The following is a 26,438-nucleotide window of genomic DNA, read 5'->3' as shown; positions in this document are numbered from 1 at the left end:
ACATCTCTTACTCGGTACTGAATCGACACAGTAGAGAACAGCGGGACTCGAGATGATGGCACTATGCTCTTGAACTTCTTTACTAGGCCCGTGTGTTCCGGCTAGTGTTGTCGTCGACTTGAAGTCTTAGGACGCAGTTCGAATCTAGGAGAGGACATGAGGATCCCGAATCCGCCTTTGGCCAAGAATCTTATGGCTACCGCCAGAAGCTTTGGTAGCTACGACTTGGCCGCGGCTCTGGCTGATCTGATAGATAACAGCATCAAGGCACGCGCGAAACGGGTGGATATTACCTTCATCCCGAAGCCGGATGATGTGCAGGTGAGGATCAGGGATGATGGTGTCGGTATGGACAGGGAGACCTTGACCGTCGCTATGCGCCCTGCCAGTGCCAATCCTCAGGCAGAGCGCGAGCCTGAGGATTTGGGCCGGTTCGGATGGGGGCTCAAGTCTGCATCGCTTTCCCAAGCACGCATCTTGACGGTTGTTTCCTGGCAGCAGAGCGCCACTACTGCCGCACGCTGGGATATCGATGACATCGACGACTGGAGCATGGATGTCTTGGAGGGAGCCGAGGCTCTGCACTTACTTGACGGGAAGCCGGGTACCCCTTCGGGAACCGAGGTGATATGGAGTAACTCGGACAGGCTTCTGGATCGGGAGCACAGTGTTTCAGTAGACGAGTCGCTTACCCACACAATTGCCCACGCCATTCAGAAACTTTCCCTGATATTTCATCGTTATCTTGCCGGTGAGGGCAAGCGACGGTTGACGATAGCCATCAATGGCAATCAGCTTCTCCCGATCGACCCGTTCATGACCTCCCATGATGCAACCCAGACACTGGATGCAGAGAACATCGTCATGCCCAGTGGGGAGCAGATCAGGGTTCAGCCCTATGTATTGCCTCATTTCTCCAAGTTGTCGACCGAAGACCAGGAGAGGCTGGGCGGGCCAGAGGGCATGGTTCGAAACCAAGGGTTCTATGTATATCGGAATCGACGCCTCATAATCTACGGAACGTGGTTCCGTCTGGTTCCGCATGGGGAGCTAACTCAACTGACGCGGGTTCGGGTGGATCTGCCAAATACGCTGGATGCCGATTGGCGAATAACCGTGGACAAGTCCGACGCTCAGCTACCCGCAGTCTTGAAGCGCAGACTGCAGGAGGTTGTGAGGCGTTTCAATCGACGCTCGATTCGAGTACATCGCAATAAAGGTGTTGCTCTGGATCGGCTTGAGATTCACTCGGTCTGGCGACGATACGTAAAGAACGGCCAGATTCATTATCGCGTGAACCGCGAGCACCCAATGGTGGCCCGGCTTTTGGGGCAGCCGGACTTCTCTGCGGTACTCCGGCTGCTTGAGTCCTATTTTCCGACTGACATGTTTCTGAAAGATGCCGAAGCAGGGGTGAATCAGTGTTCCACCTCTGTCGAGGAGTTCGAGTCGCTGGTTGACCAGTGCATGATCAACTATCTGCAGGACTGTGATGGTACTCCGGAGATTGATGGCTTTCTGAAGTTCATTGCCGTAATGGAGCCATTTGCAAGCCAATGGATCTATACGGAAAGCTATGTTCGTAAAAATACGGCCAGGAAGTGGGGGATGTCGAATGGACTTTGATGCTAGCTTGAGCTTTCTGCGAGTGGAGATAGACAGACGGATTAAGGGTCGGTTTCCGGTACCTCAGGGGTTTCTGGACACACATGTGAAGGAAATTTCTGCTCTTGCAAGTATTCTCGATGAAGAGCTGGCGAGTCGCCTGATCAGGCATCTGGAAACGATATATGGTACCCAGCAGGGGGAGGGACACGTTCTCAAGACCGATTTCCAGGATTGGTACCCTGGGCGGAAGGGAGAAATCGACTTCTACTACTGGCGCAGGCTGCAGAAGTACTGGCTGGATCATTCGATCCTGCCTGTTCAGGTTGTCCAGTCCGTCGACAAGGTTACCGACGAGATTCTGGGATATCTGGGAGACCCTCTTGAGGGCGACTCTTGGCGGCGCCGAGGTCTGGTCATGGGGCATGTGCAGTCGGGAAAGACCACGAACTATTCCGCGTTGATTGCCAAGGCGGCAGATGCAGGTTATCGGGTAATCGTGGTTCTCGCTGGGCTGACCAATTCACTGAGATACCAGACTCAGGTCAGGCTGGATCAGACTTTTGTCGGAAAATCATCCCTCGGAGACAATTTTGTTTCGGAAATATATCCGGTCTCCTATGTTCTCAAGGGGCTTGAGGGAGAGGGAGGGGAGATAAGGCATCCCTTCTGTGGGACTACCCAGAGTGCTGACTTCAGTGTGAAAACGGCGAAAAGTGTCGGTGCCACAGAGGGCAATTTTGCTGATCCAATACTGTTTGTTACCAAGAAGAACGAGAAGGTTCTGGCTCGTCTTGCCGACTGGTTGAGAGGGCTTCGTCAGGACGGGCAACTCGAGGGGCCGATGTTGCTGATCGATGACGAAGCGGACAATGCATCGGTCAATACCGCAAAGGATCCGGGTGTTACCACGCGCATCAACGCTCGAATACGTGAATTGCTGAGCTGTTCGCGGCGCTCTTCCTACGTTGGCTACACGGCTACGCCATTTGCCAACATCTTCATCGATCCGGATACCGAAGACAGCATGCTCAAGGATGACCTTTTCCCGGAGCACTTCATCAAGTCTCTTGAGCCGCCAGGAAATTATATTGGCGCCGAGAAGCTCTTTTCCGATGGCGGAGAGCTGTTCGAGGCCTGCGTCCGCGAAATACCAGGCGACTACCTTGATCTGCTTCCACTGAGCCACAAGTCCGGAGATCCGGTCAGTGAACTGCCGGAAAGTCTCGAGGATGCAGTTCTTGAATACACTGTATTCAGGGCCATTCGGGTTCTTGCCGGCGAGAGCCGCAGGCATTCCTCGATGCTGGTGAATGTCAGCAGATTCAATGCCATTCAGCGCCAGATCCACGATCTCATCTACTTGCAGCTGCAGGATCTGAAGGCTGCTGTTGATGCTTGGGCATCCAGCAGCTCCTGGGGTAGTTCGCGGCTGCTTTCAAGGCTGCACGAAACCTGGGAAAAGGAATATGCGGAGCACTGCGATTTCGGCTGGGACGATGTTCGTGGTGCCTTGCGGCGTGGCCTAGCACCTGTCGAGGTCCGGCTGGTAAACATGCAGGGCGGTGGTCTGGACTATACGAAGGCCCCCGAGTCAGGCATGCATGTGATTGCAGTCGGTGGTCTGGCCCTGGCCCGTGGACTGACTCTCGAGGGGCTGGTGGTATCGTACGTACTGAGGAATGTCGGTGCTGCTGACACACTGCTGCAGATGGGGCGCTGGTTCGGCTATCGGCCGGGCTATGAGCGACTGTGTCGGATCCATGCTACCGGCGAGATGCTGGGGGACTTTCGTGAGGTAAGCAACGCGGTTGAAGAGCTGAGGGAAGACCTTGTTCGCATGGAGCGGATGGGGATCACGCCTAACGAGTTCGGTCTCAAGGTTCGCCAAAGTCCAACAGGTATCGCCATTACCGCCGCGAACAAGATGCGGGCCGCCAAGCCTGTGCTGATGGCAGTGGATCTTTCCACCAAGCATCTTCAGGCGTTCGAGCTGTTCAACGACGGGAGCATCAATGCTGAGCATTTCGCTGCCGTGACGTCCCTCGTGGAGGAGCTTGGAACAGGCTGGGCTGAGCATGAGGTGCCAGATGATGGCGCTCTGGTCTGGAAGGGCGTTGGGGTTGCTCTGGTTCAGGAGCTGCTTCGAGAGTTCAAGCTTCCACAACTGCATTTTGCTTTGGGATACGACGGTCGAAGTCTCACATCGGACTACATTGCTGATCGTGCCAGCGGTGAATTGGCACTATGGGACATTGCGATCCCGTTCCGGCGAACTGGTGATCCGGGAATAGGTTTTCCGTTCGGGCGAGGGGGGGGGAAGAATATCTACTGTCGAGTACGACATTCCGGGGTTTCCAAATCGGATGACCCCAATGCCGTGAAGATAACGGCAAAGAACGTTGTCGCAGATGCTGCAAGAACCGACCTTCAGTATGGCGAAAGAGAAGAGCTGCGTGAGCAGATTACAAAAATAGAGAGCGAATTTCCGGATTTCAGCCCAGAGATGCAGTACCTGATGGCCAGAACACGGCCTCTCCTGTTGATACATCTTCTGGACTTCGAGCTTAAGAAATCCGATGAGAAGAGCAAGAAGCTCGACTTCGAGGCTGGCAAGCCTGTCGTGTCGATCAGTCTGGCATTTCCAGACACGGGTGTGGCTCCACAGCCGCGCGAATATGCGGTGACCAAGCGTCTGGCTCAGATGATGGAGCGGCAACGTCAGGAAGCAGAGTCGGACGAGGACCTTGATGGTGACGAATGACTTCATTGCCAAGTGGGACGAGATCGCGCATCTCGGCCGAGGAGCCGGGCGCTTCAGGGTTTGTCCGGATCATCTCCTCGATCTGTTCATCAGCTACTCCAGTACAGGCGAGCGAGAATTCATTCTGGAGTCCAGCGCATCGGAGCTGAATGGCTCGAATTTGCCGGAGTTCGAGAATGTGGCAGTTCGTCACTGCGAGATCGACGGGGGGCACCGTCTTGTGCTCTGCCTGACAGACCATCAGTTGAAGGATCTCTTTTCGATCATGTGTTCCGACCTCGCGGATGCCTCTTCGCGATCGGAAAGCCCTGCCGGAGCCGCGAACATATTCGCCGTGCGGCTGAATCGCTGGGCAGACCTGCTGCGCCGAGGGCGATCTCGGGAAATGTCGTTCAGGGAGCGGCTCGGTCTGCTCGGTGAGCTCTGTCTGGTGAAGTGGCTGATCGACGATTGTGGGGTCGCTCCAGCGGTGATCACCCGCGGGTGGCGAGGGCCGGATGGTGATACCAACGATATCGGCCTCAACAACGTTCGTATAGAAGTCAAGTCGCAGCTTTCGACTCAGCCTATCATGATCAGGGTGTCCTCGCTGGAACAGCTTGACAGTGATGGGCGAGAGCTCTGCGTTGCTCTGCACCGATTCACCGTTTCGGAAAGTGGAGTCAGTCTGGCGTCGCTCGTGGCGGACATATCCTTCCGGCTTTCTGGCACCCATTCTGGTCTGATGGAGTTCCAGCGAAAGTTGTTCCTCGTTGGATATCAGCATGACGCCGGTTATGTCAGTGAAGCGTTCAACTTGGACGCCGTGCGGGTTTATCGTGTTACCGAGGGATTTCCGCGGCTCGTCCCTTCGACCGTTCCTGACGGGATCGTTCGAGTGAAGTACGATATCGCTTGCGAAACCATAGACGACTACCGGATAGATCAGATGGAACTGGAGATGTTGATCAATGGCTGATCTTCAGGATGAGTACGAAGACCTGCTCGAGGAGGTGCGTGTAGGCAGCGTTGCCGGTCACGAATTGCAGATCACCGAGTTCTTCCGAATCTATTCGACTTTGGCTGCAGAAAATGGGGATACACCGGACATGGACTATTGTCCGGTGCTGAAGGAAGGTTCTGGAGGGTACCGTGTCGATGGGTACGCACTGGGTATGCTCAGTGATGACAGCTCCGAGGCCGGCGATCTCTATCTCGCAGTCTGCGACTATCGGCAGGAGGCGGATATGCCTGCCGTCAACAGCCGGGATGTGGACAGGGCCGTCGATGGTGTCGAGCGGTTCTTCAAGGCGGCCATGAGCCAGAAGTTCCTGGCCAGTCTCGAGGAGGCCAGCCCTGCATATCAGCTTGCTGCACTGATTCAGCAGTATGGCAGCAGAATCAGGCGACTGCGCGTCATTCTCTTCACCAACTGTCATCTCCGTGTCCGCAAGAGTCTCTTCGAGAACCGGGATGTCGGTTCGGTGACATTGCACGTCAACGTCCTGGATCTCGAGCGCTATGCAAGAATCTCGTCCGTCGGTGGCGAGCCGGTCGAGATTGACTTCGATGATGACTTCGATGGGGCGATCGAATGTCTGCCTATATCGACTGGAGCTGAGAGCTATCAGAGTTATCTGTTTGCCATGTCTGGCAGCGCATTGGCGAAGGTATTTGCTGCTTTCGGCAATCGCCTGCTGGAGCAGAATGTCAGGAGTTATCTGCAGGCGAGAACGAGCGTCAACAAGGGCATTCTGCGAACCATTGCCGAAGAGCCCGGAATGTTCTTCGCTTACAACAACGGAATCACTGCCACGGCTTCATCGGTCGATATCCGTAGACTGGAAGAAGGTAGGCCGGCCATCTCCCACATCAGGGATTTCCAGATCGTCAATGGTGGCCAGACTACAGCCTCCCTGCTATACGCCAGAGATGGGCTGGGGCGGGATCTCGATCATGTGTATGTTCAGGTCAAACTGTCGGTTGTCGATGAGGGGCGTCTCGAGGAGGTGGTTCCCTGCATCTCCGAATATGCGAACACCCAGAACAAGGTTTCCCTTGCCGACCTGGCCTCCAACAGCCCGGTTCAGATTAGGCTCGAGCGTCTCTCCAAGGATGTATCTGTGCCACAGAGGGCAGGATCCCTGCACAGCAGCAAATGGTTCTACGAGCGTGCCCGGGGGCAGTACAAGAATCTCTTTGCCTACAAGTCGAAGGTCGAGCGCAGCAAGCTGGAACTGACCTATCCGAAATCCCAACTACTGACCAAGACCGACTTGGCCAAATACGAGTTGTCTTTTGAAGGCAAGCCCCATCATGTCAGTGAAGGGGCTCAAAAATGCTTCAGCAGGTTTACATCAGTGCTTGCTGGGCTCGATGATGCTTCGAAGATCACAGAGACGTGGTTTCGCCGGGCTGTGGCCAAGGCTCTGCTTTTTCTCCGGCTCGACGAGATTGTGCAGAAATCGGAATGGTATCGCAGTGACCGTGGCTACAAGGCCCAGATAGTAACCTACACGATTGCGGCATGTGCCGAGGGGTTTCGGGCTGCAGAGCTTCAGATCGATCTGGACAGGATCTGGCGGGAGCAGGAGGTTCCTCGGACTCTCCTGGACTGGATGTTAGTGGAGGCCTGGAGAGTGTCCGAAATTCTCAAGTCGCCTCCGGAAAGCGTGCGAAACGTATCCGAGTTCGCCAAGCGGGAATTCTGCTGGGCGCAGTATGTCAAGGGGAGGGTGGGGTTACCCGGCTTCGCCGTGAAGCAGTATGGGGTTTCTCTGCAGGAATACGCAGACGAAACAAGGCAGGGGCAGCGAGAAGCGATCAGGAATCAGGAGATCGATTTCGATATTGCCCTTTTCGGTCTGGCAGACAGAGCAGTTGAGATCATGGAGCAGGCCCGACAGAGCGGGGCTGCTTCGCCCAAGAACATGGATGCGCTCAAGAAGCTTGCGGCTGGGCGTTTCACCAGCCTCTCGAAGGGGGAGAGGGGCGCGCTGAAATATCTGCTGGAGCGACTGGAAATCGAATACTAAAGCCCGCGCGAGCCGCTTCGGTCAGGAAGGGGTAGTATGGGAAAACTCGGGCCAGGCCACGAATTTTTGATTACAATCCGGGATAGTTTCCAGCAACCAGTGCATGTCCGTTTCCGGACGGCGTGTTCCACATTCCCAGAGCTCGATGACGCGCCATCCAAGTTGCAACAGCTCGTTCCGGTTTCTGAGATCTCGTTTCACGTTCTGCTCGAATTTCAGACGCCAGAAGTCCTCTCGAGTGGATGGGGTAGTGGTGTACCTGCACCCTGGATGCCTGTGCCAGAAACACCCGTGAATGAATATGCAGACGCGGTAGCGGGGGAGAACCACATCGGGTCTGCCCGGAAGCTCCCGCGAATGCAAGCGATATCTGAAGCCGTGCCTATGCAACAGTCGCCGAACCTTCATTTCCGGCAACGTGTCGCTACCGCGAATCCCGGCCATCATGCGAGACCTGACTTCTTTGCTGACTACATCCATGACAGAAATCCAGATGAACATGATTTTCAGGGAGCATACAGCTATTGATGCTGTGGCAGTGCTTCCCAGGCCGATTCAGGTCGTCGATCTCTTCGCAGGCCCGGGGGGGTTGGGTGAGGGGGTTTCGGCTTCTGGGGATGGCAAGCAGTTCGAGATCGTCGTGTCTGCCGAAAAGGATCTTGCGGCATGGCAAACCCTCAGACTGAGGGCATTCTTCCGTCTTTTGAAAACAAGAAATCCGAAGCGGCTGATCGACTACTACCGGTTTTGCAACGGTACTACGGATCGGCCCTACTCGGATGCGAGCGAAGCCGAGTGGAAAGAGGCAGAGGCAGAGGCACGATGCATAACGCTTGGCACGAAGGAGGGAAATCGAGAGCTTGATGAGGTTCTCGATGTACGGCTTGACAGCAGTCGACCCTGGGTATTGATAGGTGGTCCGCCCTGCCAAGCCTATTCGGTTGTCGGCCGTGCGCGTAATCAGGCAAAGGCAAACTATAGTGCCGAAGAGGATGATCGCCATTTCCTCTACAAGGAATATCTGAGAATCATCAAGGAGAGAAAGCCTGCAGTCTTTGTCATGGAGAATGTGAAGGGTATTCTTTCGTCCAAAGTGGGAGGGGAGAGAATCTTCTCCCAGATACTGAAAGATCTCTCAGATCCCAACAAGGCTCTCGAAGATGCCGAGCCCGGCATCAAGTACCGCATTTGTTCGCTCGTGAGTGGGCAAACCTATGGGCCAGGAGATGATGTCGAGCAGGTAGATCCTCATGCTTTCGTCATCAGGGCAGAGGAGCACGGGATTCCTCAAGCTAGGCATCGAGTGATTCTCCTCGGCATAGCTCTGGATGAGGAGGGCAGCATTCCATCTCATGCGCTGCTTGCAAAGGCGGAAGAGAAGGTAGTGGTCAAACAGGTTCTGGACGACCTCCCAATGCTGCGTAGCCGACTGACCCGGCAGCGTGATGGAAATGAAGCCTGGTACCGAGTGGTTGCAGATCAGTTGGACGAGCTGAGATCAGAACTCGATGAGAGAGCTGACCCGAAACTGGCTTCAGAGATGGATATTGTCAGAAGCAGTCTACTGTCCGCTTCGATTGATGTTGGAGATATCCGGGTCGCCCGAGTCGGAAAAGATGGAAGGACGGGTCTTTCTTCTTTGGATGAGTGGTATCTGGATGACGACTTGGACTATTGGCTGAACCATGATGCGCGTGGACATATGCCTTCGGATCTACGTCGCTATATATTTGCAAGTCTGTTTGCCCGAGCTCATGGGGTGTCTCCTAAAGGGCATCAGCAGTTTTCTCTGAAGGGGTTGGCTCCAGCACACAAGAACTGGGAAACTGGAAAGTTTAGCGACAGGTTTCGAGTTCAACTGGCGAATCTGCCTGCTACAACCATCACTAGTCACATTTCAAAAGATGGGCACTATTTTATTCATTATGATCCCAAACAGTGCCGTAGCCTGACTGTCCGTGAAGCCGCTAGGATACAAACTTTTCCCGATAACTACTTTTTCCAGGGAAATAGAACTCAGCAGTTTCAGCAGGTCGGTAATGCGGTGCCTCCGCTTCTGGCAAATAAAATTGCGGGGATTGTTTTCAGTGTCGTGTGTGAAAAAGCATCAAAAGAGAAGTCTAGCAATTTTTCTTGTGTAGGGGGCATGGTAGGCGATTAAAAAATGTATGAGGAAATCTGCCGATGTGGGCGATCGGCAGACTTTCAATTTGCTTATTGTTACTCGCATTTGATTCGTTGGTTCTCTGTAGATGCCTCGCCGTAGTTTAAAAAATCAATCAATTCGCTTAAAATTATTAAGTCGCAGTTCTTAGCGCCGTTTTCGAGATCAGCGAGGTAGTGGGTGACTCCATGATATTGTCGCTGGTCTGAGTTCTCGGGAATTAGAAGGGAAATTATGCTGTACTTTTCTTTATGCAGATCACCAGTTTCCCATGCGACGCAGAGATCTACATCTTTGATGTTCTGTCTTCGCTGTCAAAATCTTCAATCAAACCATCGAGAGAGAATTTATACTCAAGAACTCTCGGCGTAGTTACTCTGCCGCTAAGGCCCTTTGCGGTGATTTCGGTGACGCCTAAAGGGTTCTGTTCTTGATTGTATATATATAGCTCCTGCGGCAGGTTGGACTGCCCCCGCCCCCATAGACATTTTCCAGCCTCAAAGTGAGGCTCTTTCAAAGGCCTCAGGACTGACGCAGCCCAAGTAGCTGTGACGGCGCGTTCGGTTGTAAACCGCTTCAATGTAATCAAATACGTCAGCCCGGGCCATGTCCCGGGTTTTGTAGATCCGCTTACGGATACGCTCTTTTTTCAGGCTGCTGAAAAAGACTCCGCCACCGCATTGTCCCAGCAGTTTCCTCGCCGGCTCATACTCGGCTCGAGGTGGTTGGCCAGACAAAAACGTTTCCAGTCATCGCTGCCATATTGGCTCCCTTGATCCGAATGCACGATGACTCTGGCTTTGGGTTTACGGCGCTATACCGCCATGAGCAACGCATCCAATGCCAGCTCCCTGCCCAGCGTTGGCTTCATTGACCAGCCGACCACCTTGCGAGCATACAGATCCAGTACGACGGCCAGATATAACCACCCTGCCACGTTCGGATGTAAGTGATATCGGTCACCCAAGCCTTATTAGGGGCATCGACAGTGAAGGCCCGGTTGAGATGATTGGGGGCAATGATCGATGGTCTGCCTTTGATTGCGCGCGGGGCTTTATAGCCTCTGAGCGCCTTGATTTTATTGGTGCGCATCAATGCCGCGACACGGTGCTTGCCGCAACTTTCTCCAGCCTCGCGCAAGTCAGAAAACACCCTCCGTGCGCCATACACACCTCGACTGGCCGCATAGGAGTCGCGGATCAGCCCTAACAGCCGACCATTCTCTTTTTCGCGATCAGAAACAGGCTTGTGTAGCCATTGATAGAACCCGGCACGAGCAACTTTCAACACTCGACACAGCGTAGTGATCGCGTATTGATGTCGGTGCTCGTTCATGAAGCGGTATTTCACTCGGGTTCCCTGGCGAAGTACCGCGCTGCTTTTTTAATATGTCGCGCTCTTCTTCCAAACGTCGCATTTGGGCTCGCAGCCGTAAAATCTCACTTTTGGCTTCAAGCAACTCGCTGGCCTGTTTCTCGGTTTTGTCAGGCGTCACGGCTTTGACCCATTTGTAGAGGCTGTGGGGCGACACGCCGAGGCGCTCGGCTGTTTGCGCAACGGAGTATCCGCGCTCAATGACTTGCCTGACGGCCTCAGCCTTGAATTCCGGCGTGAATCGTTGGGTGCTCATAGACTTCCTCCTATGCTCAAAGCATAGGCTGGAGATGTCTACGGTGCCGGGGGCAGTCCATATGACGCAGCAAGTCATTCCGGACTTCCCAGCAAATGCCGAGCTCGGCATTTGCGAGTAGCACTTCTCCTCCAGACGATACTCCGCCAGAATGCGCGCACATTTCGATTTTGATGATCGGTCTAACGCATGGAGCGAGTAGGTGCGTCATTTACTAGCGGCAATAGTGCTCGGTTTTTCCTGCTCTCTGCCCGCCTTGGCGGGGGATGGCCGCGCCGTAGAACCCACGTTCCTCGGAGTAATCGTTACCTCGTCTCTGGCCGTGACGCTGTTTCCCGTGACCCTGACCGAGGACGCGGAGGCCAGCAGCCGAAATAGCAGCAAAAACCAGGATAAAAAAATCGTAGACGCCCGCAATGACGCGGCGGCCTACGTGGCAAGCGACGGCGCCATTCTGGGCGTGGAGTTGCAAGCTGCCTTGTCAGCGCTGCGGCCCGCAAGCACGGAAACTACTGAGGACGAGATGCAACTGGCGAAGGCGATCCTGGCCTATCAACCAGCGAACTAAAGTCCTGCTAAAGCGCATTTCTCACAACGAATTTGCAATCCGTTACATCCAAACCTCAGCCTTTCCCTATTCCCTGTAGGCTCTTTCCCAATCATACTCCCGCCGCACGCCAGCCATTGCGCCGGCCCAGTCAGCGCTCTAGTCTCCTCCGCGTCGTTGCTCATCAACGACCGGCTTTGACAGGCCGTCCCTGACTCTTGGCGCACGTGCACCCTTTATGGCGGCTGTACGTGGGGCACACTCGTGTGCGCCGAGTTCTAGAGTCCTCGGTCTGTCAACCCGCGTACCGCTGCCACCTTCTTGTTTGACAGCAGGTCTGTAGCAGCCTCATCGACTCTAGAGGTTCATCATACTCAAGATCGTCCCAGACCCACCCCACCACACCCCCAAACCCTCGAAGATATCCTCATTCAACTCTCCGAATACCTGCTCTGCGCACAGACCGTATCGCAGCACGCGGTGCTACTTCATTCCCAAGCCCCCCAGCAGATGCTCAGCCTGGCGGCCGTGCATGAGATAGAGCACGCGCGGGGGTTGGTGGAGGTGGCGTTGAGTCGGGTTCAGGCTGTTCACTGATGGGGTAGGAGGGGGCTTGGGTGCTATGCGACCGCGTAGCGGTCGTTCGCGGGTCAAGCCCGCTCCTACAGGGTTTTGTGGTGTGCATTCGGCTACGGCGGTGTCTGCATTCGCTGGCAAGGCCAGCGCCTACAAGGTTATGCGGCGCCTGTAGAGCCCCCACACCTCCTGAAATTGGCAACGCTGCAGGAGCATTTTGGATGGACAAGGATTCGATTGCACCCGCCACAAACGCGGTCAAAACCATCGGCGTCGGCACCTTCGGCGAAGGCGAAGCAGGCTCCAACGCCGACCGGCTGTTCCGCGTGCAACCCGGCCACAATGCGCAGTTCGCGCTGGAACAAGCCGCCGCGCTGATGAGCTGCGTGTACAAGCTCACCCTGCAAGCCGGCACCCAGCAGGACACCTCGCTGATCTGGGCCGCGCACTGCCTCAGCGGCATGTCAAAAGCCCTGGTCGAGGACGTGGCTCACGCCATGCTCACCGACTAGTCACCCCGCACAGCAGCGGGCGAGGGCGCCGATGCTGCCCCTCGGTCGCTGCAAGGCCGTCACCGATCACCCGCACCCGCGCCATCACCACCTGCGGCTGCTGCATCACCGCAAAGTGCCCGCCCTCGATCATGCGCAAGCTGAAGCCACCCTCGGTCACGCGCTGCCAACAAGCCAGCGATTCAAAGCGCACCTGCTCGTCACCCATACCGCCAAACGCATCCACCGTGATGTCCAGGCCGCGCACATGCGTGTGGCGATACCCCAGAATCAACTCCAGGTCGGCCTGCAGTATCGGCACCGCCAGGTCCATCATCGCCTGGTTCGCCAGCACCTCCCGTGGCGTGCCGGCAAGGTTCGCCAGGTAATCGCGCAAGGCCTGGTCATTGAGTGCTGGCAGGCCAGCGCACACGGGCAGCCAGTCCGGGCTCTGGCGAGAAGACACCAGCAGGTGCACGGGCTTGCGCACCCCCTGCGCCAGCAACACCCGCGCAGTCTCGTAGGCGAGCAGGGCGCCCAAGCTGTGCCCGAACAGCACCAGCGGCTTGTCAGGCAACGCCTGGCACTGCTCGGCAAACGCCGCGGCCACCTCCGTTACCGAGCGGGCGAACGGCTCGCGCAAGCGCCGGCTGCGCCCCGGCAGTTCCACGGCGTACAACTCGCATACCCCAGCCGCCGCCTGCTTCCACGCAAAGAAGCTCTGCGCGCTGCCGCCCGCGCAGTGAAAGCAGACCAGGCTGACCGGCGCTTCGGCGTCTGCCAGCCACTGCACCAGCGGCTCAGCGGGTTTCATCGAACAGGTCCAGCTCGCTCGTCAGGTACAACTGGCGCATCTTCGCGCGCTGGATCTTGCCGCTGGTGGTCTTGTGCATGCTGGTGGGCTGCACGAACACGATGCGGTTGAGGGTGATGCCGTGCTGGTCCACCACCGCGCTGCGCACCACCGCCTTGAGCTGACGCGGGTTGTCCTGCAGCCAGCGCTTGATCTCGCGGTTCAGTTCGATGGCCGCCACCAGGGTCTGGCGCTGCTGCTCGTTGTCGTGGCTGAACACCGCGCAACTCTGCGGGCGCACCTCGTCCAGGGCTTCGATCACGGTGTACTCGATGTCTTCGGGGTGCAGGTTGCGGCCCTCGCAGATGATCAGGTCCTTGAGCCGGCCACACACGTACAGCTGGCGGTCGTCGGGGCCGACAAAACCCAGGTCGCCGGTGCGCAGGTAATCCAGGGGGCTGCCATCGTCGATCCGCGCTTTGAAACCCGCCTCGGTCGCCGCCGGGTTCTGCCAGTAGCCCTGTGCAATGTTCGGCCCGCGTAGCCAGATTTCGCCGATGTGCCCAGGCGTGCAGCGCTGTCGGCTGGCCGGGTCGACGATCGCGATTTCCACCTCCCACGATGGCTCGCCACACCCCACCAGCTTCTGCGGTGCCCCCGCATCCACGGGCACCACCACCGAGCATACCGGCCGCCCCTGCGGCCCGCCGCTCACGAACAGCGTTGCCTCCGCCAGCCCATAGCACGGCACAAACGCGCTGGCCCTGAAGCCATGCCCCGCATACTGCTGCGCAAAGCGCGCAAGGCTTGCCGGGCGAACCACGTCGGCGCCGTTGAGGGCGTGGGTCCAGTGGGACAGGTCCAGGCCCTGCAGGCGTTCGGCGTCGTAACGCTCCACCGCCAGGTTGTAGGCAAAGTTCGGCCCCCCGGCCAACCGCACCTTGTACCGCGCAATGGCCTGCAGCCAGATCAGCGGCTGACGTACGAAGGTCGCCGGCGCCATGATCACCGTGTGGTTGCCCAACACGATGGGCAGCAGCTGCCCGAGTATCAGGCCCATGTCATGGTGGTGCGGCTGCCAGGTGACGAAGTCGCTGGTGTGGTCCAGCGCCCAGCTGTCGCGCATCATGCGCAGGTTGGCAGTGATGTTGGCGTGGCTCACCCTCACGCCCTTGGGCGCCGAGGTGGAGCCGGAGGTGTACTGCAAGAAGGCGACGCGCTGTGGGTCACGCTCCGCAGGCCGGGCGAACGTCAACGGTGCGTCGCAATCGTCAGTAGGGCTCAGCATCGCCAGCGCCGCCGCCGGGGTGCCGGCAAATGCCTGCTGCAGCATTGCCTGTTCGCTTGCGGCCACCAGCAGCAGGCAGCTGCCGCTGTCATGCAGAATGCTCAGGCAACGCTCCACCCGGCGCCGGTTCGGCAGGTTGACGGGGACGGCGATGCGGTCGGCGATCAGGCAGGCCAGAAAGCTTGCGATAAAGTCCAGGCCCTGCGGGAAGAACAGCGCCACGCGATCACCCGGCTCACTCACGGCCTGCAACTGGCGGGCGATGGCGTTGGCCCGCCCCAGCAACTGCTGGTAGCTGACCTGCTGCTGTTCTTCCCCCTGGTCGTCGAGCAGGGTGAACAGCACCTTGTGCGGGTGCACCCAGGCGCGCAGCGCCAGGCTATCGTGCACCGCCAGCAGGCCGGTGGCACTGGCCAGTTCCTGTGGGCTCAGGCAGCTCTTGTCAAACATGCGCGGCCTCCCCACGGGCGGCAATCGCCGCGATGGCGAGGGCCAATTCGGCGATGGTCGGGTGCTCGAACACCAGGGTCGGCGACAGGCGCAAGCCAAACTGCTGCTCCAGGCTGCCGATCAGTTTCATGCCCGCCAGCGAGCCCAGCCCGAACGCACCCAGGGGCGTATCCAGGTCGATGTCCTCGGGCGGCAGGTCCATTTCACAGCAGATGAATTCGCTGATGCGCGTTTGCAGCGTCTCGACCAGGGTCATGGCGTTGTCCTTGAAGGGCAGAGGGGAGGGCAGAGCAGGTTGAGCAATTGCTCCGTGGGCATGGGAATGGGCAGCTCGGGCCGGCAGCGCTGGCGCCAGTGATTGAACAGCCACAGCGAGGCATCGCCCGGCTGTTGCCATTGGTTGAGGCCGGCGAGCATGTGGGCCTGCAGTGCGCGGCGTGCGCAGGTGGCTTGGGTCGCGGGGTTGGCAGCGTCGCCAAGGCGGTCGCGCAGGGCGGCCTGATCGCCGCCGCTGTCGCTGAGGTAGAAGGCCTGCATCGCCTCGGCCTGTTCGTTGCGCAACCTGTCGAGCACATAGCCGGGCGTGCGGCTGGCGAACTCGGGGTAGCGCCAGTCCGTCAACGGGCGATGCTCGGCCTGTGTCATGCCGGCAAGCTGCTGCTGACGCTCGACGGGCAGGCCGGCCTCGCTGCCCAGCAGAAACACGCTGCCGCACACCACGAAATCCACCCCCATATCGAACATCGCCTGGGCGCTGGCAGGGCTGCCGATCAGGCCGCTGGCGCCGATCTTCGGCCCGCAAGGCTTGCGCCGGGCCAGCGCTGCCAGCAGCAGGGGCAGGTGTGTATCGGCAGCAATCACCAGCGCATCGGCGTCAGCCTCCAGCTCATCGATGCACTCGACCCGCACCTGCCACCGCACTCCAGGGCAGCGCTCACGCAGGGGCTGCCAGTGGGCCGGCACCTCGATGCAGGCCAGTGTCTGGTCCGCCAGCCAATCAATCAGTGCCGGGTCAGCGCGGCCATGCAGGCGGATACCGAAACGGCCGCCCACCTGCGGCTCGGCATTCAGGCGCAACACACGGGCCTTCAACTGTTTCTTGTCCAGGCCGTGACTGTCGATCAGCCCAATGGCCCCGTGGCGTGCCAGTTCGCTCAGCAGCGCGGGGGCGTCAGGCGCAATCACCAGCACAGGGCGCGCAGGGGCATTCGACCGCTCAATGGCAGGCTGCTCACGAACAGCCTTGAGCATCCCGCCCAGAATCGCAGGCTGGCCGATCTCGATAAAATCCTCGACGCCCTCGGCCAGCATCCGCTCGATCACCTGCTGCCATTGCACCGGGTGGGTCAGGTGTGTGGACAGTGCCTCCACCAGCCCGTCGCGGGTATGCGGGCGCGCGTGCACGTTGGCGATCACCGGGAATGCCGGTTCGCGAAACGCTCCGTTCATGCGTTGCAGAAACTCCCGAAACGGTTGCTCCACAGCGGCCATGTGCGCGGTATGAAAGGGCCCGCTCACCTTCAGCGCAATGGCCCGAATCCCCTGCGCTGTGCAGTGCTCCAGCAACTGTTCAAGGGCTGCCAGCGTGCCCCCTACGATGATCTGTGTGGGGCTGTTGATATTGGCGATGGCCAGGCCTGCATCCGGCCGTTCGTCCAGCAGTGCCTGCACCTGCTGCCGATCCTGGCCTAGCACCGCCACCAGCCCGCCGCCCTGCACCTGGGCCATCAACCGCGCCCGCTCGATGACGATGCGCAGGCCCAGGCTGAAGTCCAGCGCGCCGGCAGCGGTCAGCGCCGCGTACTCACCCACGCTGTGCCCGGCCGCAACGCTGGCAACGACGCCATCCTCACGTGCCGCCAGGTAGCCAAGCCACGACACCACATAGATGGCCGGCTGGGTGAAGGTGGTGAGGTTCAACTGCTGCTCGGGGTCTTCCAGGCACAGACGCTCGATCGAGTAACCCAGCACCGCATCGGCTTCGGCCACCAGCGCGGGAAAACGCGCGAACAACGCCGCGCCCATGCCCTTGCGCTGGCTGCCCTGGCCCTGGAACAACCACGCCTTCATGCGCTCACCTGCTGGCGCACAAGGTCGAAGGCGCGCATCTGCATGCCCGCCAGGCGCAGTGCGCAGCGGCCATCGGCCGTGCACAGGGCCACATCGAAGGTCATGCCCTGGCGCTCGACACTCAGCTGCCGCGCGTCTCGCAACGCCTGGGGATCAAGCGTCAGCGTGCGAACGCGATAGGGCAGGCTGGTGCCCGCCGTCGTGCTCAGGTGGGTCAACAGCGCAGCCCACAGCCGGTAGCCGTCCAGCCCCTGGGGCAGTGTCGCCTGCACACCCTCTGCCGTGACGGGCAACGCCTGCAACACGGGCGGGGCAGCAACCGCAGCCGCGGTCTCGACCTGCAGCATTACCTGCCCGTGCACACTCACCTGCCAATGCCGTGGGGCGCGGGTAAAGTGCAGCGTGTCGCTTGCCGCAAGGGTAACCGGCGGGCCAAAACACACATCGTGCCAGTGCAGCACGCTGCTTGGCTGGGCCACATGGTCCACCAGGGCGGCCAGCACCATGCATGAACCCGGCGGCGCCGCGCCAGGCGCCCAGCACTCGAGCCACGCCTGTACCGGCGTGGCCGGCGCAGGTGCTGCGACGGCTGCGCTGTACCACACCCGCTCCAGCCGCCAAGGGTAGGCCGGCAAGGGATACTTGTGTGGCCGCGGTTCGTCGCCATACAGCGTGGCCCAGCCCGGGCTCGGCACTTTGCCGGCCACCCAATGCGCAGCCCATTGCTCGAGCAGTGCACGGTCGGCCCGGCCACTGCCTGCCTCCGGCGCCGGTTTGCCGGTCAGCCCATCAGCGCTGTGCCACCGGGTATCCGAGGGGCAATCAGACGACCCCAGATACGCCCGCAGCTGTTCGAACAACGCCTCGCGACCATCGACCACCACCGCCAGCCGCCGCACCATCGCATCGCGCCCCTCCTGCAGGCTGCGGGCGATGGCCGCAAGGCTGGCCGACAGGCCGCCCGGCAACGCATTCAAGCTCTCCAGCCGTGCCGCCTCTTCAGGCTGCACCGCCGCTTCGCCCACCAGCCGCTCCACCACCTCTTCAAGGCTTACCGCACCGCGCCATGCATCGATGGGTACGTCCAGTTGCAGGGCGTCCAGCGCCTGCTCCAGGCAACCTACAAAATCCTCGGCGTCCATCTTCAGCTCGGCAAGCCGGGTGGCCACACCGTTGCCTGGCATCAGCCCCAGCAGGTCGCGCAGACGTTCGTCCAGCGCCTGGCGCAGCGCGCCGCCGGCATCGGGCAAGGGCTCGCCAAAGGCCGCCAGCAACTGCCGCGCACGGGCGCGCAGGCCGTCTTCATCCTTGGCCGACAGCAGCACCAGATACGGCTGGCCGTCGGGCACGCCAGGGCTGTCGCTCCCCCTGTCGGCAGCCTTGAGCACCACATGCGCATTCACCCCGCCAAACCCGAACGCGCTCACCCCGGCCAGCAGCGGTGCATCCTGTTCGCCCATGGAATGCGTGGCATCGGGCAGATAGAACGGGCTGCCCGCCAGCTCGATCTGCGGGTTGAGCGCGTCATGGTGCAGGTTGCCCACCACCTGGCGATGCTGCAGGCACAGCAGGCTCTTGATCACCGAGGCAATCCCGGCCGCGGCTTCCAGGTGGCCGATCTGGCTCTTGAGCGCGCCCAGTGCGATGGGCGTGCCGGCCTCGGTCGTGGGCAGGGCGTTCTTCAGCGCATTGATTTCAATCGGGTCACCCAGCGGCGTGCCGGTGCCGTGGGTCTCGATCATCCGCGCCTGGCTGGGGCAATGGCCGCTCTGCTGCCAGGCCCGGGTGATCACCTCGGTCTGCGCCTTGGGGTTGGGCGCGGTAAAACTGTGGGCACGGCCGCCGTGGTTCTGCGCGCTGGCGCACACCTGGCCGTAGATGAAGTCGCCGTTGGCCTGGGCTGCCGCCAGCGGCGCAAGCACCAGCGCGGCCACCCCTTCGCCGCGTACATAGCCGTCGGCACTGGCAGCGAAGGTCTGGCAATGTCCGGCATGGCTGAGCATGCCGGCCTTGCCGAAGGCGATGAACAGCTCCGGCCCCAGCAGCAGGTTGACCCCGCCCACGATCGCCAGCTCGCATTCACCGTCCTGCAGTGCCTGCCGGGCACGGTGCAGTGCCACCAGCGAGCTGGAGCAGGCGGTGTCGATGGCCTCGCTGGGGCCGTGCAGGTCCAGGCAGTACGACACCCGGTTGGCGATGGCCGTCAGCGCAATGCCGGTGCCGCGCCAGGCATCACTGGGCACGCCGTCGCGGCGCATCAGCGTGGGGTAGTCGGCATGGCCCACGCCCACGAACACCCCCACCCGCCGTTTGGCCAGCTGGCCCGGCGCGTAGCCGGCATCTTCCAGCGCCGCCCAGGCCGCCTGCAAGAACAGCCGTTGCTGCGGGTCCATGCCTTGCGCTTCGCGGGGCAGAATGCCGAAAAAGCGCCCGTCGAAGCGGTCGACCCAGGGCATGAAGCCGCCGCGCTGGCAGTAGGTGGTCTCTTCCCCGGGGGTCAGCGCGCTGTCGTGGTCGCGCCAGTTCCAGCGCTCGGCCGGCACCTGGCCGACCGCATCGCGGCCTTCGCGCAACAGCTGCCAGAACGCGCGCAGGTCTGGCGCCCCCGGCAGGCGAGCGCTCATGCCGACCACGGCGACCGGCGTCACGACGGGCATGAGACCGGCTCCCGCTCTTGGACGTGGTGTGCGGCGCTGCTGGCGTCATAGGTGTGGGCGATGCTCAGCAACGGGCTCTGGCGATTGCCGGCCTGGGCCCGCTCGCGGCCCTGGCGCAGCTCCTTGGCCAGGTAGTGCAGGTAGGTGGGGCCGTGCATCTCGTAGTTGTTGCGTGGGGTGGCCAGGAACTCGCGCTCGATCACCTTGCGCTCGGCGGCAATGTGCGCGCGCTCGGCCTCGGCACCGGGGCGCTGGTACGCACCGGCAAAGTAGTCGGCGGCCACCTCGGCCTGGCGCTCCATCATGTCCAGAAAGCCCCAGGTCACGGCCTGGAACACGCCGATGAAGGCAAGGTTCGGCACCTCGGGCAAAAAGATCCGCTGGTACAGCGGAATGCGGTTTTCCTCGATCTGCAACAGGCTCTGGGGCAAGAACGGGAAGTCGGTGTGATAGCCCGTGGCGTAGATCACCGCGTCCACTTCCAGGCTGCTGTCATCCACGAAGTGCACGGTGTTGCCGTCGATGCGCTGCACCTGCGGCACCACCTTGAGCTTGCCGTCGCCCACGCGGTTGGCGAAGTTCTCCGACAGCGTCGGCAGGCTCGACATCATCAGGTGGTCGGGCTTGGGCATGCCCAGTTGCTTGCGCTTGGCGATCAGCAGCTTGTACAGGCCGGTGAACATCAGCCCGGTCAGCGGGTAGGGCAGAAGCTTCTTCACCCACCAGTCGTTGAGTGGGCCCATCACCTTGTCCACGCGAATGCCGAACAGGTAGTGCGGCAGCACGTACACCCCACGGCGCAGCGACAGGTAGGTCATGCGTGCATCGTGGCTCACGTCCACGGCAATCTGCGCGCCGCTGTTGCCCACGCCCACCACCATCACGGTCTTGTCCTGGTAGGGGTGGCGATAGCGATAGTGCTTGGAGTGGATGCTGTCGATCCGGGCAGTGGCTGCGTAGTCCGGCAGGTTGGGCGTGTTGTGGTGCCCGTTGGCGACCACCAGCGCGTCGTAGTGGCGTACTTCGCCCGAGCCCAGGGTCACCCGCCAGGTGCCGTCGGCCAGGCGCTCGGTGTGCTGCACCGGGCACTCCAGGTGAATGCTGTCGCGCAGCGCGAAGTGCTCGACGAAGCTGTCCAGGTACGCATGCACCTGGCGGTGCGAGGGGAAGTCCGGGTAATGCGACGGCATGGGGAAGTCGCTGAACTGGTACAGGCCCTTGGGCGTGTTCATGTTCATGCTGTGCCACACCGAAGTGTGCTCGCCCGTGTGGTCGAAGGCCCAGATACCGCCGATGCGGTCGCGCTTGTCGAAGCAGTCGAAGGCAATGTGCTTGCGCTTGAGCGCGCGGGCCATCGACAGGCCGCCGACCCCGGCGCCGACGATGCACACCCTGGGGCCTGGCCCGGTCAGCGGGCGAATGGCGGCCACACCCGGTGCGGCGTGGCTTGGCGAGTTGACGCGAGTGTGCTCAGTCACAGGTTGGGTCCTTTTTTTTTAGGGTGGGTGAGGCTCGACAGAAACTGCGCAGTGCGCGTATCGCCCAGGTGCCGGTTGTGTTCGGCGCAGTCCTGCAGCACGCCGTCCACGCCCCGGGCCAGGGCCCGGCGCAGGTTGGCGACCATCAGGTCGATGCTGTCGCGGTCGATGTTCAGCGGCGGCAGGTAGCGCAGGCAGTGGTTGTGGATCGGGCACACGGCTGCCGCCACCCCGCCTTCGGGGTCGCGCAGCAGGCTGCCCCACAGCAGGTAGCCGAAGCTGCGCTCGACAAACGCCGGGGTGCCGGCCAGCTCCAGCTCCACCGTCAGCAGCAGGCCCTCGGCGCGCACCGCGCGAATCAGCGGGAACGCCCGCTGCAGCTCCAGCAGGCGCTGGTGGAAGTACTCCCCCTGCGTTCGCGCATGGGCCAGCGCACCCTCGCGCTCCAGTGCCTGCAGGCAGTTCAGCGCCAGGTGCGCGCTCAGCTGGCTGATGCCGCGCCCCTGCAGGTCGGCCACGCGCTGCGATTGTCGCTGGGCGCCAGCCTGGGTCACGGCCTCGCTGCACAGCACCACGCCCATCGGCAGCAGGCTGTCGCACAGCGCGCTGCCCAGTGCCACGATATCCGGCTGCGGCACCTGTGCCTGGCTGTGCAGAAAGCGCCCGGTCATCAGGTTGGTCTGGGTTTCGTCGATGCCCACCAGGTAGCCGCCGGCGTCGCGATGGCGCTCGATCATCGCGATCAGGTGGGGCGGCACCGGGCGCGAGGCATTGGCATCGACCTGGATCGTCTCGAACCACACCAGGGCGATTTCGCCGCTCAGCAGGTGGCCCTGCAACTGCGCCTCGGCGTCTTCGGCCAGCGGGTCGATGAACACGGTATGCGCATGCAGTGGCTCGAACGGCGCGCGGAAGATATCGAAGCCCAGCGTGTGCGAAGCCGCGGCGCTGAGCATCGAGAACCCCAGCCCGCCGCTCAAGCACAGCAGTTTGTGACGTTCGCCCCTGGCCGCCAGCAGGCCGAGGGTCAGCGCGGCCTCCACGGCGGTGACGTTGCTGGAGGCCGGCAGCGCCATCGGCAGGCCGGTGCTGTGCTGCAGCAGGCCTTGCAGCTCGCCCCAGTAGTCGCGCCGGGTGTCGTGCTGGCGCGCGACCTGCTCGATCACATCCAGCGGATTGAGGCCGCGCGGGCAGGTGCCCACGTTGACGAAGCAGTCGATGATTTCCCGCGAGGGTTCGCCATCGTGCATCAGCCGTGAGCGCACCCCGCGAGCCTCGTGGAAGCGCCCATCGAAGCCGTGCATGCGGGCGATCTTCGCGTAACCGCGGTTGCCGTAGCACAGGTGCGCCTGGTAGGTCGCTTCGCTGCTGCTGGCGATACGGCGCAGTTCGCGTTGTTCATCCACGCTCAGCCCGGCGGCGAACTGCGCCATCAGGTGCTCGAAGGCCAGCTTGAACGGCAGGCCGAAGTTGCTCATCACATGGCGCACATAGCTTTCGTTGGGCGTCATCAGCCACGGGTTCTTCACCCGTTCATGTACCAGGCAGGCGCCAAGCGGCGCCTGGAACCCGCTCAGGCCCTCGCCCAGCACGATCAGGTCGGGGCTTTCGCACAGCGCCAGCAATGGCCAGTGCCCGGCCTGCCGGGTTGGCTCCACCACCAGGCTGAGAATGCCGCTGCCGGCCAGCTCGCGCAGCCAGGCATCGCAGGCCTCGGCGTTGGCGTCGGCGGCCTGGATGCAGGCCACCGCCGCCAGTTGCTCGGGCCCATGCTGGCGCTGGTAGGCCAGCGCCTGGGCAAGGCTCGCCACCACCCGGATGCCGGGTACCAGCGCACTGGCATCGGCGCGCTGCAGCGGGTTGAAGTAGCGCGCCCAGTAGCCGCTGTCGTCGATCAGCAGCAGTTCGCCCTGGCCGTCGGGGGTGCGGTTGCGTGCATGGTGGCGGGCCAGGCGCAGGGCCGCATCCAGGGCTTCCTCCAGCGAAGTCATGAAGTAGCTGCGGTAATCGGCAGGCTCGCGCTTGCCGCGCTTGGCCAGGTGATTGAGCAGCAGGGCGGTCTGCGCGGCGGGCGCCGACAGGATCGCGCAGTGGCCCTGTTCGCCCTGGCGCACGTAGTCTTCCAGCGTCTGCAGGGTGTGCGCGGTGGCCGGCTGAAACACCGGGGGCACGGGGCGCCGGGCCGGGCCTTCGGGGGTTGGCAGGTTGTGCAGGAACTCCAGCAGCAACTGGTTGTAGCGTTGGTGATGGGTAAAGCCCAGCAGGTGCCCGGCGCCCTGCACCTCGATCAGTTCGGCATGCGGCACGGCGTTGGCGATCAGCGCCGAATAGGCCGGCGGCTGATAGGCATCGTCGCTGGCGCAGATGATCCTGCACGGGCAGTGCAGGTTGCCCAACTGCGGGCGCAGGTCGAAGTCGCCGATCACCTGCTGGTAGGCCGGCAGCGCTGCCATGTTCCATCCGCGGTTGAGGGTCATGAAGCGCGGGCTTTTCTGCAGCTCGCCCATCAGTACCGGGAAGTTCGACGCGCCTTCGCTGAACGGCGAACTGACGCTGATGCACAGCCCTGCGCAGCGGTGCGGGTGGGCCAGGGCAAAGGCCTGGGCCAGCACGCCGCCGAACGAATAGCCGATCACCGGCAGCGGCTGGTCGATACCCAGCTGATCCAGCAGCACCACGATATCGGCCACCAGGTGCGCAATGTCGAACGCAGGCGGCAGCTCGGCCTCGCCGCAGCCGGGCAGGTGCAGCATGACTAACCGGTGCCCGCGCCCCAGCGCCTGCAGTTGCAGGCGCCACATCACGTCGTACTGCATCACCAGCCCGCCCAGCATCAGCACCGGCGTGCCGCTGCCATAGGTCGCGCATTCCAGGCGCGGCGCGCCGGGTCGGTGGATCTGCACTCGCGTGGCCTGCTGGCACAGGCGGAGCTGTTCGTCGAGCAGGGCCTGGCTGGGCTCGTACTCGTTGCTCGCTCGCGTGCCCTGGACCACCGCCGGGGCAGCGGGGGGGAGGTGCTCATAGCGTTGCCACAGCGCTTCGATGCTCAAGGGGCCTTGTGTAGCGGGTGTGGCCACTGCGCCGGCAGCCACGGGCGCAACCACCTGCGCCATCGGTGGCGCCGCAGCCACAACCGGTGCGGGGGCGGGCAAGGGCGCGCTGTCGCCGTAATGCTCGAGCAACTGCCCGTGATGGTTGGCCAGCAGGTAGCCGCAGAAGCTCTGCAGGTTCTGGAATTCGAAGAACACCGTCGGTGGCACGCTGATGCCGAAGCGCTGGGTGAACAGCGTGCCGATTTCGGTGGAGGCGATGGAGTCCAGGCCATAGTCCATCAATGCACGCGTGGGCGAAAAGTCCGCCGGGTCTATCTTCAGCACGCCCAGCAGCAGATCGCGCAGGTCCTCCAGCAGGCGCTGCTCCAGCGGCGGCGCGGCGCCGGCATCCAGGCTGTCGAGCAGCAGCAGCGCCTGGCGCGCACTCAGCGCGCCGGCATCCGGGTCGCCCGTCAGGGGCAGGTGGGTCGGTTGGTTCATGGTCGGTTCCCCGGCGTGTCGTCGATGGTCAGGCGCTACGCGCCAAGGGTGGCGAGGGCTGCAGCCGCGCGGTCAGAAAGTTCACGGCCCGGATGAACTTCCACAGGTCCACTTCGTGGGCGTGGCGCTGGGTCTGCATGAAGCGCTGCTGGCCCAGGTCGAGCAGCTGCGGCTGGCGCTTGATCTGCTGCACGGTGTGCCAGGCCGGGCTGCGCAAGGCACGGGCCTGCAGGTAGGCGGCCACGAAGCGCCCGGTCATGTTGGCCAGGTTGCCGATGCCCGACGGCGTGTTGAGGTAGCCGACGAACACCAGGTCGTCGTGCTCGGCCGGCAGCATGCGCAAAAACAGCGAGTCGAAATCGCGCTGCCAGTCGAAGGTCTGCAGCGGCAGAAACGGCAGGTCGATGCCGTAGCCGGTGGCCCATACGATCAGGTCGATGGTGGCTACGCTGGCGTCGCAAAAGTGCACCTGCTGGCCGTCGAAATGGCTGATGTCGGGCTTGGCCTGCACATCGCCATGGCCGATGTAGTAGAGAATCTGCGAGTTGAGAATGGGGTGGCATTCGCGAATGCCGTGGTCCGGTGCGGGCAGGCCATAGTCGCGCCCGTCGTAGCCGGCGAACTTGAAGCTGCGCTCCACGTGCGCCCAGTATTCGTCCTCGTCGGCAAATTTCGGCGCCTGGTCCATCAGCCATTCCTGGGTCGGCTGGCCATCGATGAACTTGGGCATGTAGTGGTAGCCGCGCCGGGTCGAGTGCAGCGCCAGGCTGGCGGTTTGCGCGGCGTCCACGGCAATGTCGCAACCGGAGTTGCCGCCACCCACCACCAGCACGCGCTTGCCGCGAAACTGTGCCGAGCTGCGGTACGCGCTGGCATGCAGGGCCTGCCCGCTGAAGGTGCCGGGATACTGCGGCACCTTAGGCGTGCCGAGCAGGCCGTTGCATACCACCACCGCCTCGTAGCGGGCCTGGCGCCCGTCGTCGAAGCTCAGCAGCCAGCCGTCGGCGGTCTTGTCCATGTGGGTGACGCGGGTGTTGAAGCGGGTGTGCTGCTGCAGCTGGCAATGCTCGGCCAGTTGCGTCAGGTAGTCGAACACCTGGGTGTGCCGCGGGTAGTCCGGGTAGTGCTCGGGCATCGGGAAGTCGGCGAACTGGGTGTTGCGCTTGGAGCTGATCAGGTGCACCGCTTCATACATTTTCGAGGCCGGGCCGTCGGGCTGCCAGTTGCCGCCGAAACGCGCGGTGGCCTCGATGATCTCGAAGGCCAGGCCCACTTCGCCGAGGGCCTTTGCCACGCCCAGGCCACTGGCCCCGGCGCCGATGATGGCGATAGTCGGCTGCTGCATTGCATCACTCCCTTGAAGGTGGAAACAGGCGAA

General features: G+C 61.5%; 16 protein-coding genes and 1 pseudogene. 7 read left to right on the top strand and 10 right to left on the bottom strand.

The window, feature by feature from the left end:
- Nucleotides 1–156 precede the first annotated feature (156 nt).
- From QMX96_RS04375 to QMX96_RS04360, 4 genes are all read left to right on the top strand, one after another.
- On the top strand, nt 157–1,626 hold the full coding sequence (locus tag QMX96_RS04375) for an ATP-binding protein (RefSeq protein ID WP_123752371.1): 1,470 nt from the start codon (nt 157–159) through the stop codon (nt 1,624–1,626).
- A gap of 85 nt (nt 1,627–1,711) precedes the next feature.
- A complete protein-coding gene (locus tag QMX96_RS04370; RefSeq protein WP_282361226.1) occupies nt 1,712–4,369 on the top strand; it encodes a Z1 domain-containing protein in 2,658 nt (885 codons plus the stop codon).
- Complete coding sequence (locus QMX96_RS04365) at nt 4,356–5,327, top strand: PD-(D/E)XK motif protein (protein WP_282361225.1); 972 nt, start codon at nt 4,356–4,358, stop codon at nt 5,325–5,327. Before QMX96_RS04370 ends, QMX96_RS04365 begins: the two co-directional genes overlap by 14 nt.
- Nucleotides 5,320–7,383, top strand: a complete 2,064-nt coding sequence (locus tag QMX96_RS04360; RefSeq protein WP_123752374.1) for an AIPR family protein — start codon at nt 5,320–5,322, stop codon at nt 7,381–7,383. Before QMX96_RS04365 ends, QMX96_RS04360 begins: the two co-directional genes overlap by 8 nt.
- A gap of 21 nt (nt 7,384–7,404) precedes the next feature.
- Here QMX96_RS04360 and QMX96_RS04355 read toward each other — a convergent pair whose 3' ends face one another.
- Complete coding sequence (locus QMX96_RS04355; protein ID WP_123752375.1) at nt 7,405–7,863, bottom strand: very short patch repair endonuclease; 459 nt, start codon at nt 7,861–7,863, stop codon at nt 7,405–7,407.
- Between the two features lie 13 nt (nt 7,864–7,876).
- Between QMX96_RS04355 and QMX96_RS04350 the strand changes: the two genes are divergently transcribed.
- Nucleotides 7,877–9,544 (top strand): DNA cytosine methyltransferase, encoded by a 1,668-nt coding sequence (locus QMX96_RS04350; RefSeq protein ID WP_260328898.1) that lies wholly within the window; start codon nt 7,877–7,879, stop codon nt 9,542–9,544.
- A gap of 500 nt (nt 9,545–10,044) precedes the next feature.
- Here QMX96_RS04350 and QMX96_RS04345 read toward each other — a convergent pair.
- Nucleotides 10,045–11,177: pseudogene (locus QMX96_RS04345) on the bottom strand (IS3 family transposase).
- Between the two features lie 202 nt (nt 11,178–11,379).
- On the opposite strand from QMX96_RS04345, the gene QMX96_RS04340 reads away from it, so the two are divergent.
- Together QMX96_RS04340 and QMX96_RS04330 are read left to right on the top strand one after the other, a co-directional pair.
- Nucleotides 11,380–11,745: a DUF2388 domain-containing protein gene (locus tag QMX96_RS04340; protein ID WP_123752376.1), complete on the top strand. Its 366-nt coding sequence runs from the start codon at nt 11,380–11,382 to the stop codon at nt 11,743–11,745.
- A 776-nt stretch (nt 11,746–12,521) separates the two neighbouring features.
- Nucleotides 12,522–12,812: a DUF3077 domain-containing protein gene (locus QMX96_RS04330; RefSeq protein ID WP_282361224.1), complete on the top strand. Its 291-nt coding sequence runs from the start codon at nt 12,522–12,524 to the stop codon at nt 12,810–12,812.
- Here the strand turns inward: QMX96_RS04330 and QMX96_RS04325 are convergent.
- From QMX96_RS04325 to QMX96_RS04290, 8 genes are read right to left on the bottom strand one after another with little or no spacing between them, the layout of a single operon-like run.
- Nucleotides 12,802–13,605, bottom strand: a complete 804-nt coding sequence (locus QMX96_RS04325) for an alpha/beta fold hydrolase (RefSeq protein ID WP_282361223.1) — start codon at nt 13,603–13,605, stop codon at nt 12,802–12,804. The genes QMX96_RS04330 and QMX96_RS04325 overlap by 11 nt on opposite strands.
- A complete protein-coding gene (locus QMX96_RS04320) occupies nt 13,592–15,322 on the bottom strand; it encodes a fatty acyl-AMP ligase (RefSeq protein WP_282361222.1) in 1,731 nt (576 codons plus the stop codon). Before QMX96_RS04320 ends, QMX96_RS04325 begins: the two co-directional genes overlap by 14 nt.
- A complete protein-coding gene (locus QMX96_RS04315) occupies nt 15,315–15,578 on the bottom strand; it encodes an acyl carrier protein (RefSeq protein ID WP_043860793.1) in 264 nt (87 codons plus the stop codon). The genes QMX96_RS04320 and QMX96_RS04315 overlap by 8 nt, the downstream gene beginning before the upstream one ends.
- Complete coding sequence (gene fabD, locus QMX96_RS04310; RefSeq protein ID WP_282361221.1) at nt 15,575–17,392, bottom strand: ACP S-malonyltransferase; 1,818 nt, start codon at nt 17,390–17,392, stop codon at nt 15,575–15,577. Before fabD ends, QMX96_RS04315 begins: the two co-directional genes overlap by 4 nt.
- On the bottom strand, nt 17,389–20,049 hold the full coding sequence (locus QMX96_RS04305) for a beta-ketoacyl synthase N-terminal-like domain-containing protein (RefSeq protein WP_282361220.1): 2,661 nt from the start codon (nt 20,047–20,049) through the stop codon (nt 17,389–17,391). The genes fabD and QMX96_RS04305 overlap by 4 nt, the downstream gene beginning before the upstream one ends.
- Entirely contained in the window at nt 20,037–21,527 is a 1,491-nt protein-coding gene (locus tag QMX96_RS04300) for an NAD(P)-binding domain-containing protein (RefSeq protein ID WP_282361219.1), read from the bottom strand. The genes QMX96_RS04305 and QMX96_RS04300 overlap by 13 nt, the downstream gene beginning before the upstream one ends.
- Nucleotides 21,524–25,060 carry an alpha/beta fold hydrolase gene (locus QMX96_RS04295; RefSeq protein ID WP_282361218.1) on the bottom strand — a complete coding sequence of 1,179 codons (3,537 nt, stop codon included), beginning with the start codon at nt 25,058–25,060 and terminating at the stop codon, nt 21,524–21,526. The genes QMX96_RS04300 and QMX96_RS04295 overlap by 4 nt, the downstream gene beginning before the upstream one ends.
- A gap of 28 nt (nt 25,061–25,088) precedes the next feature.
- Nucleotides 25,089–26,405 (bottom strand): NAD(P)-binding domain-containing protein, encoded by a 1,317-nt coding sequence (locus QMX96_RS04290; RefSeq protein ID WP_054915169.1) that lies wholly within the window; start codon nt 26,403–26,405, stop codon nt 25,089–25,091.
- Between the last annotated feature and the right edge of the window lie 33 nt (nt 26,406–26,438).

This window comes from Pseudomonas sp. PS01300, assembly GCF_029960155.1.
Classification (GTDB): domain Bacteria; phylum Pseudomonadota; class Gammaproteobacteria; order Pseudomonadales; family Pseudomonadaceae; genus Aquipseudomonas; species Aquipseudomonas palmensis.
Note: the sequence above shows the minus strand (reverse complement) of the source record. Positions and strands in the feature narration are given on the sequence as shown.

Bases quoted from the DNA above. Each gene is read 5' to 3' on its own strand.
- QMX96_RS04375 (WP_123752371.1), top strand. From the start codon at position 157: ATGAGGATCCCGAATCCGCCTTTGGCCAAGAATCTTATGGCTACCGCC.
- QMX96_RS04365 (WP_282361225.1), top strand. From the start codon at position 4,356: ATGGTGACGAATGACTTCATTGCCAAGTGGGACGAGATCGCGCATCTC.
- QMX96_RS04360 (WP_123752374.1), top strand. From the start codon at position 5,320: ATGGCTGATCTTCAGGATGAGTACGAAGACCTGCTCGAGGAGGTGCGT.
- QMX96_RS04355 (WP_123752375.1), bottom strand. From the start codon at position 7,863: ATGGATGTAGTCAGCAAAGAAGTCAGGTCTCGCATGATGGCCGGGATT.
- QMX96_RS04350 (WP_260328898.1), top strand. From the start codon at position 7,877: ATGAACATGATTTTCAGGGAGCATACAGCTATTGATGCTGTGGCAGTG.
- QMX96_RS04330 (WP_282361224.1), top strand. From the start codon at position 12,522: ATGGACAAGGATTCGATTGCACCCGCCACAAACGCGGTCAAAACCATC.
- QMX96_RS04325 (WP_282361223.1), bottom strand. From the start codon at position 13,605: ATGAAACCCGCTGAGCCGCTGGTGCAGTGGCTGGCAGACGCCGAAGCG.
- QMX96_RS04320 (WP_282361222.1), bottom strand. From the start codon at position 15,322: ATGTTTGACAAGAGCTGCCTGAGCCCACAGGAACTGGCCAGTGCCACC.
- QMX96_RS04315 (WP_043860793.1), bottom strand. From the start codon at position 15,578: ATGACCCTGGTCGAGACGCTGCAAACGCGCATCAGCGAATTCATCTGC.
- fabD (WP_282361221.1), bottom strand. From the start codon at position 17,392: ATGAAGGCGTGGTTGTTCCAGGGCCAGGGCAGCCAGCGCAAGGGCATG.
- QMX96_RS04305 (WP_282361220.1), bottom strand. From the start codon at position 20,049: ATGCCCGTCGTGACGCCGGTCGCCGTGGTCGGCATGAGCGCTCGCCTG.
- QMX96_RS04295 (WP_282361218.1), bottom strand. From the start codon at position 25,060: ATGAACCAACCGACCCACCTGCCCCTGACGGGCGACCCGGATGCCGGC.
- QMX96_RS04290 (WP_054915169.1), bottom strand. From the start codon at position 26,405: ATGCAGCAGCCGACTATCGCCATCATCGGCGCCGGGGCCAGTGGCCTG.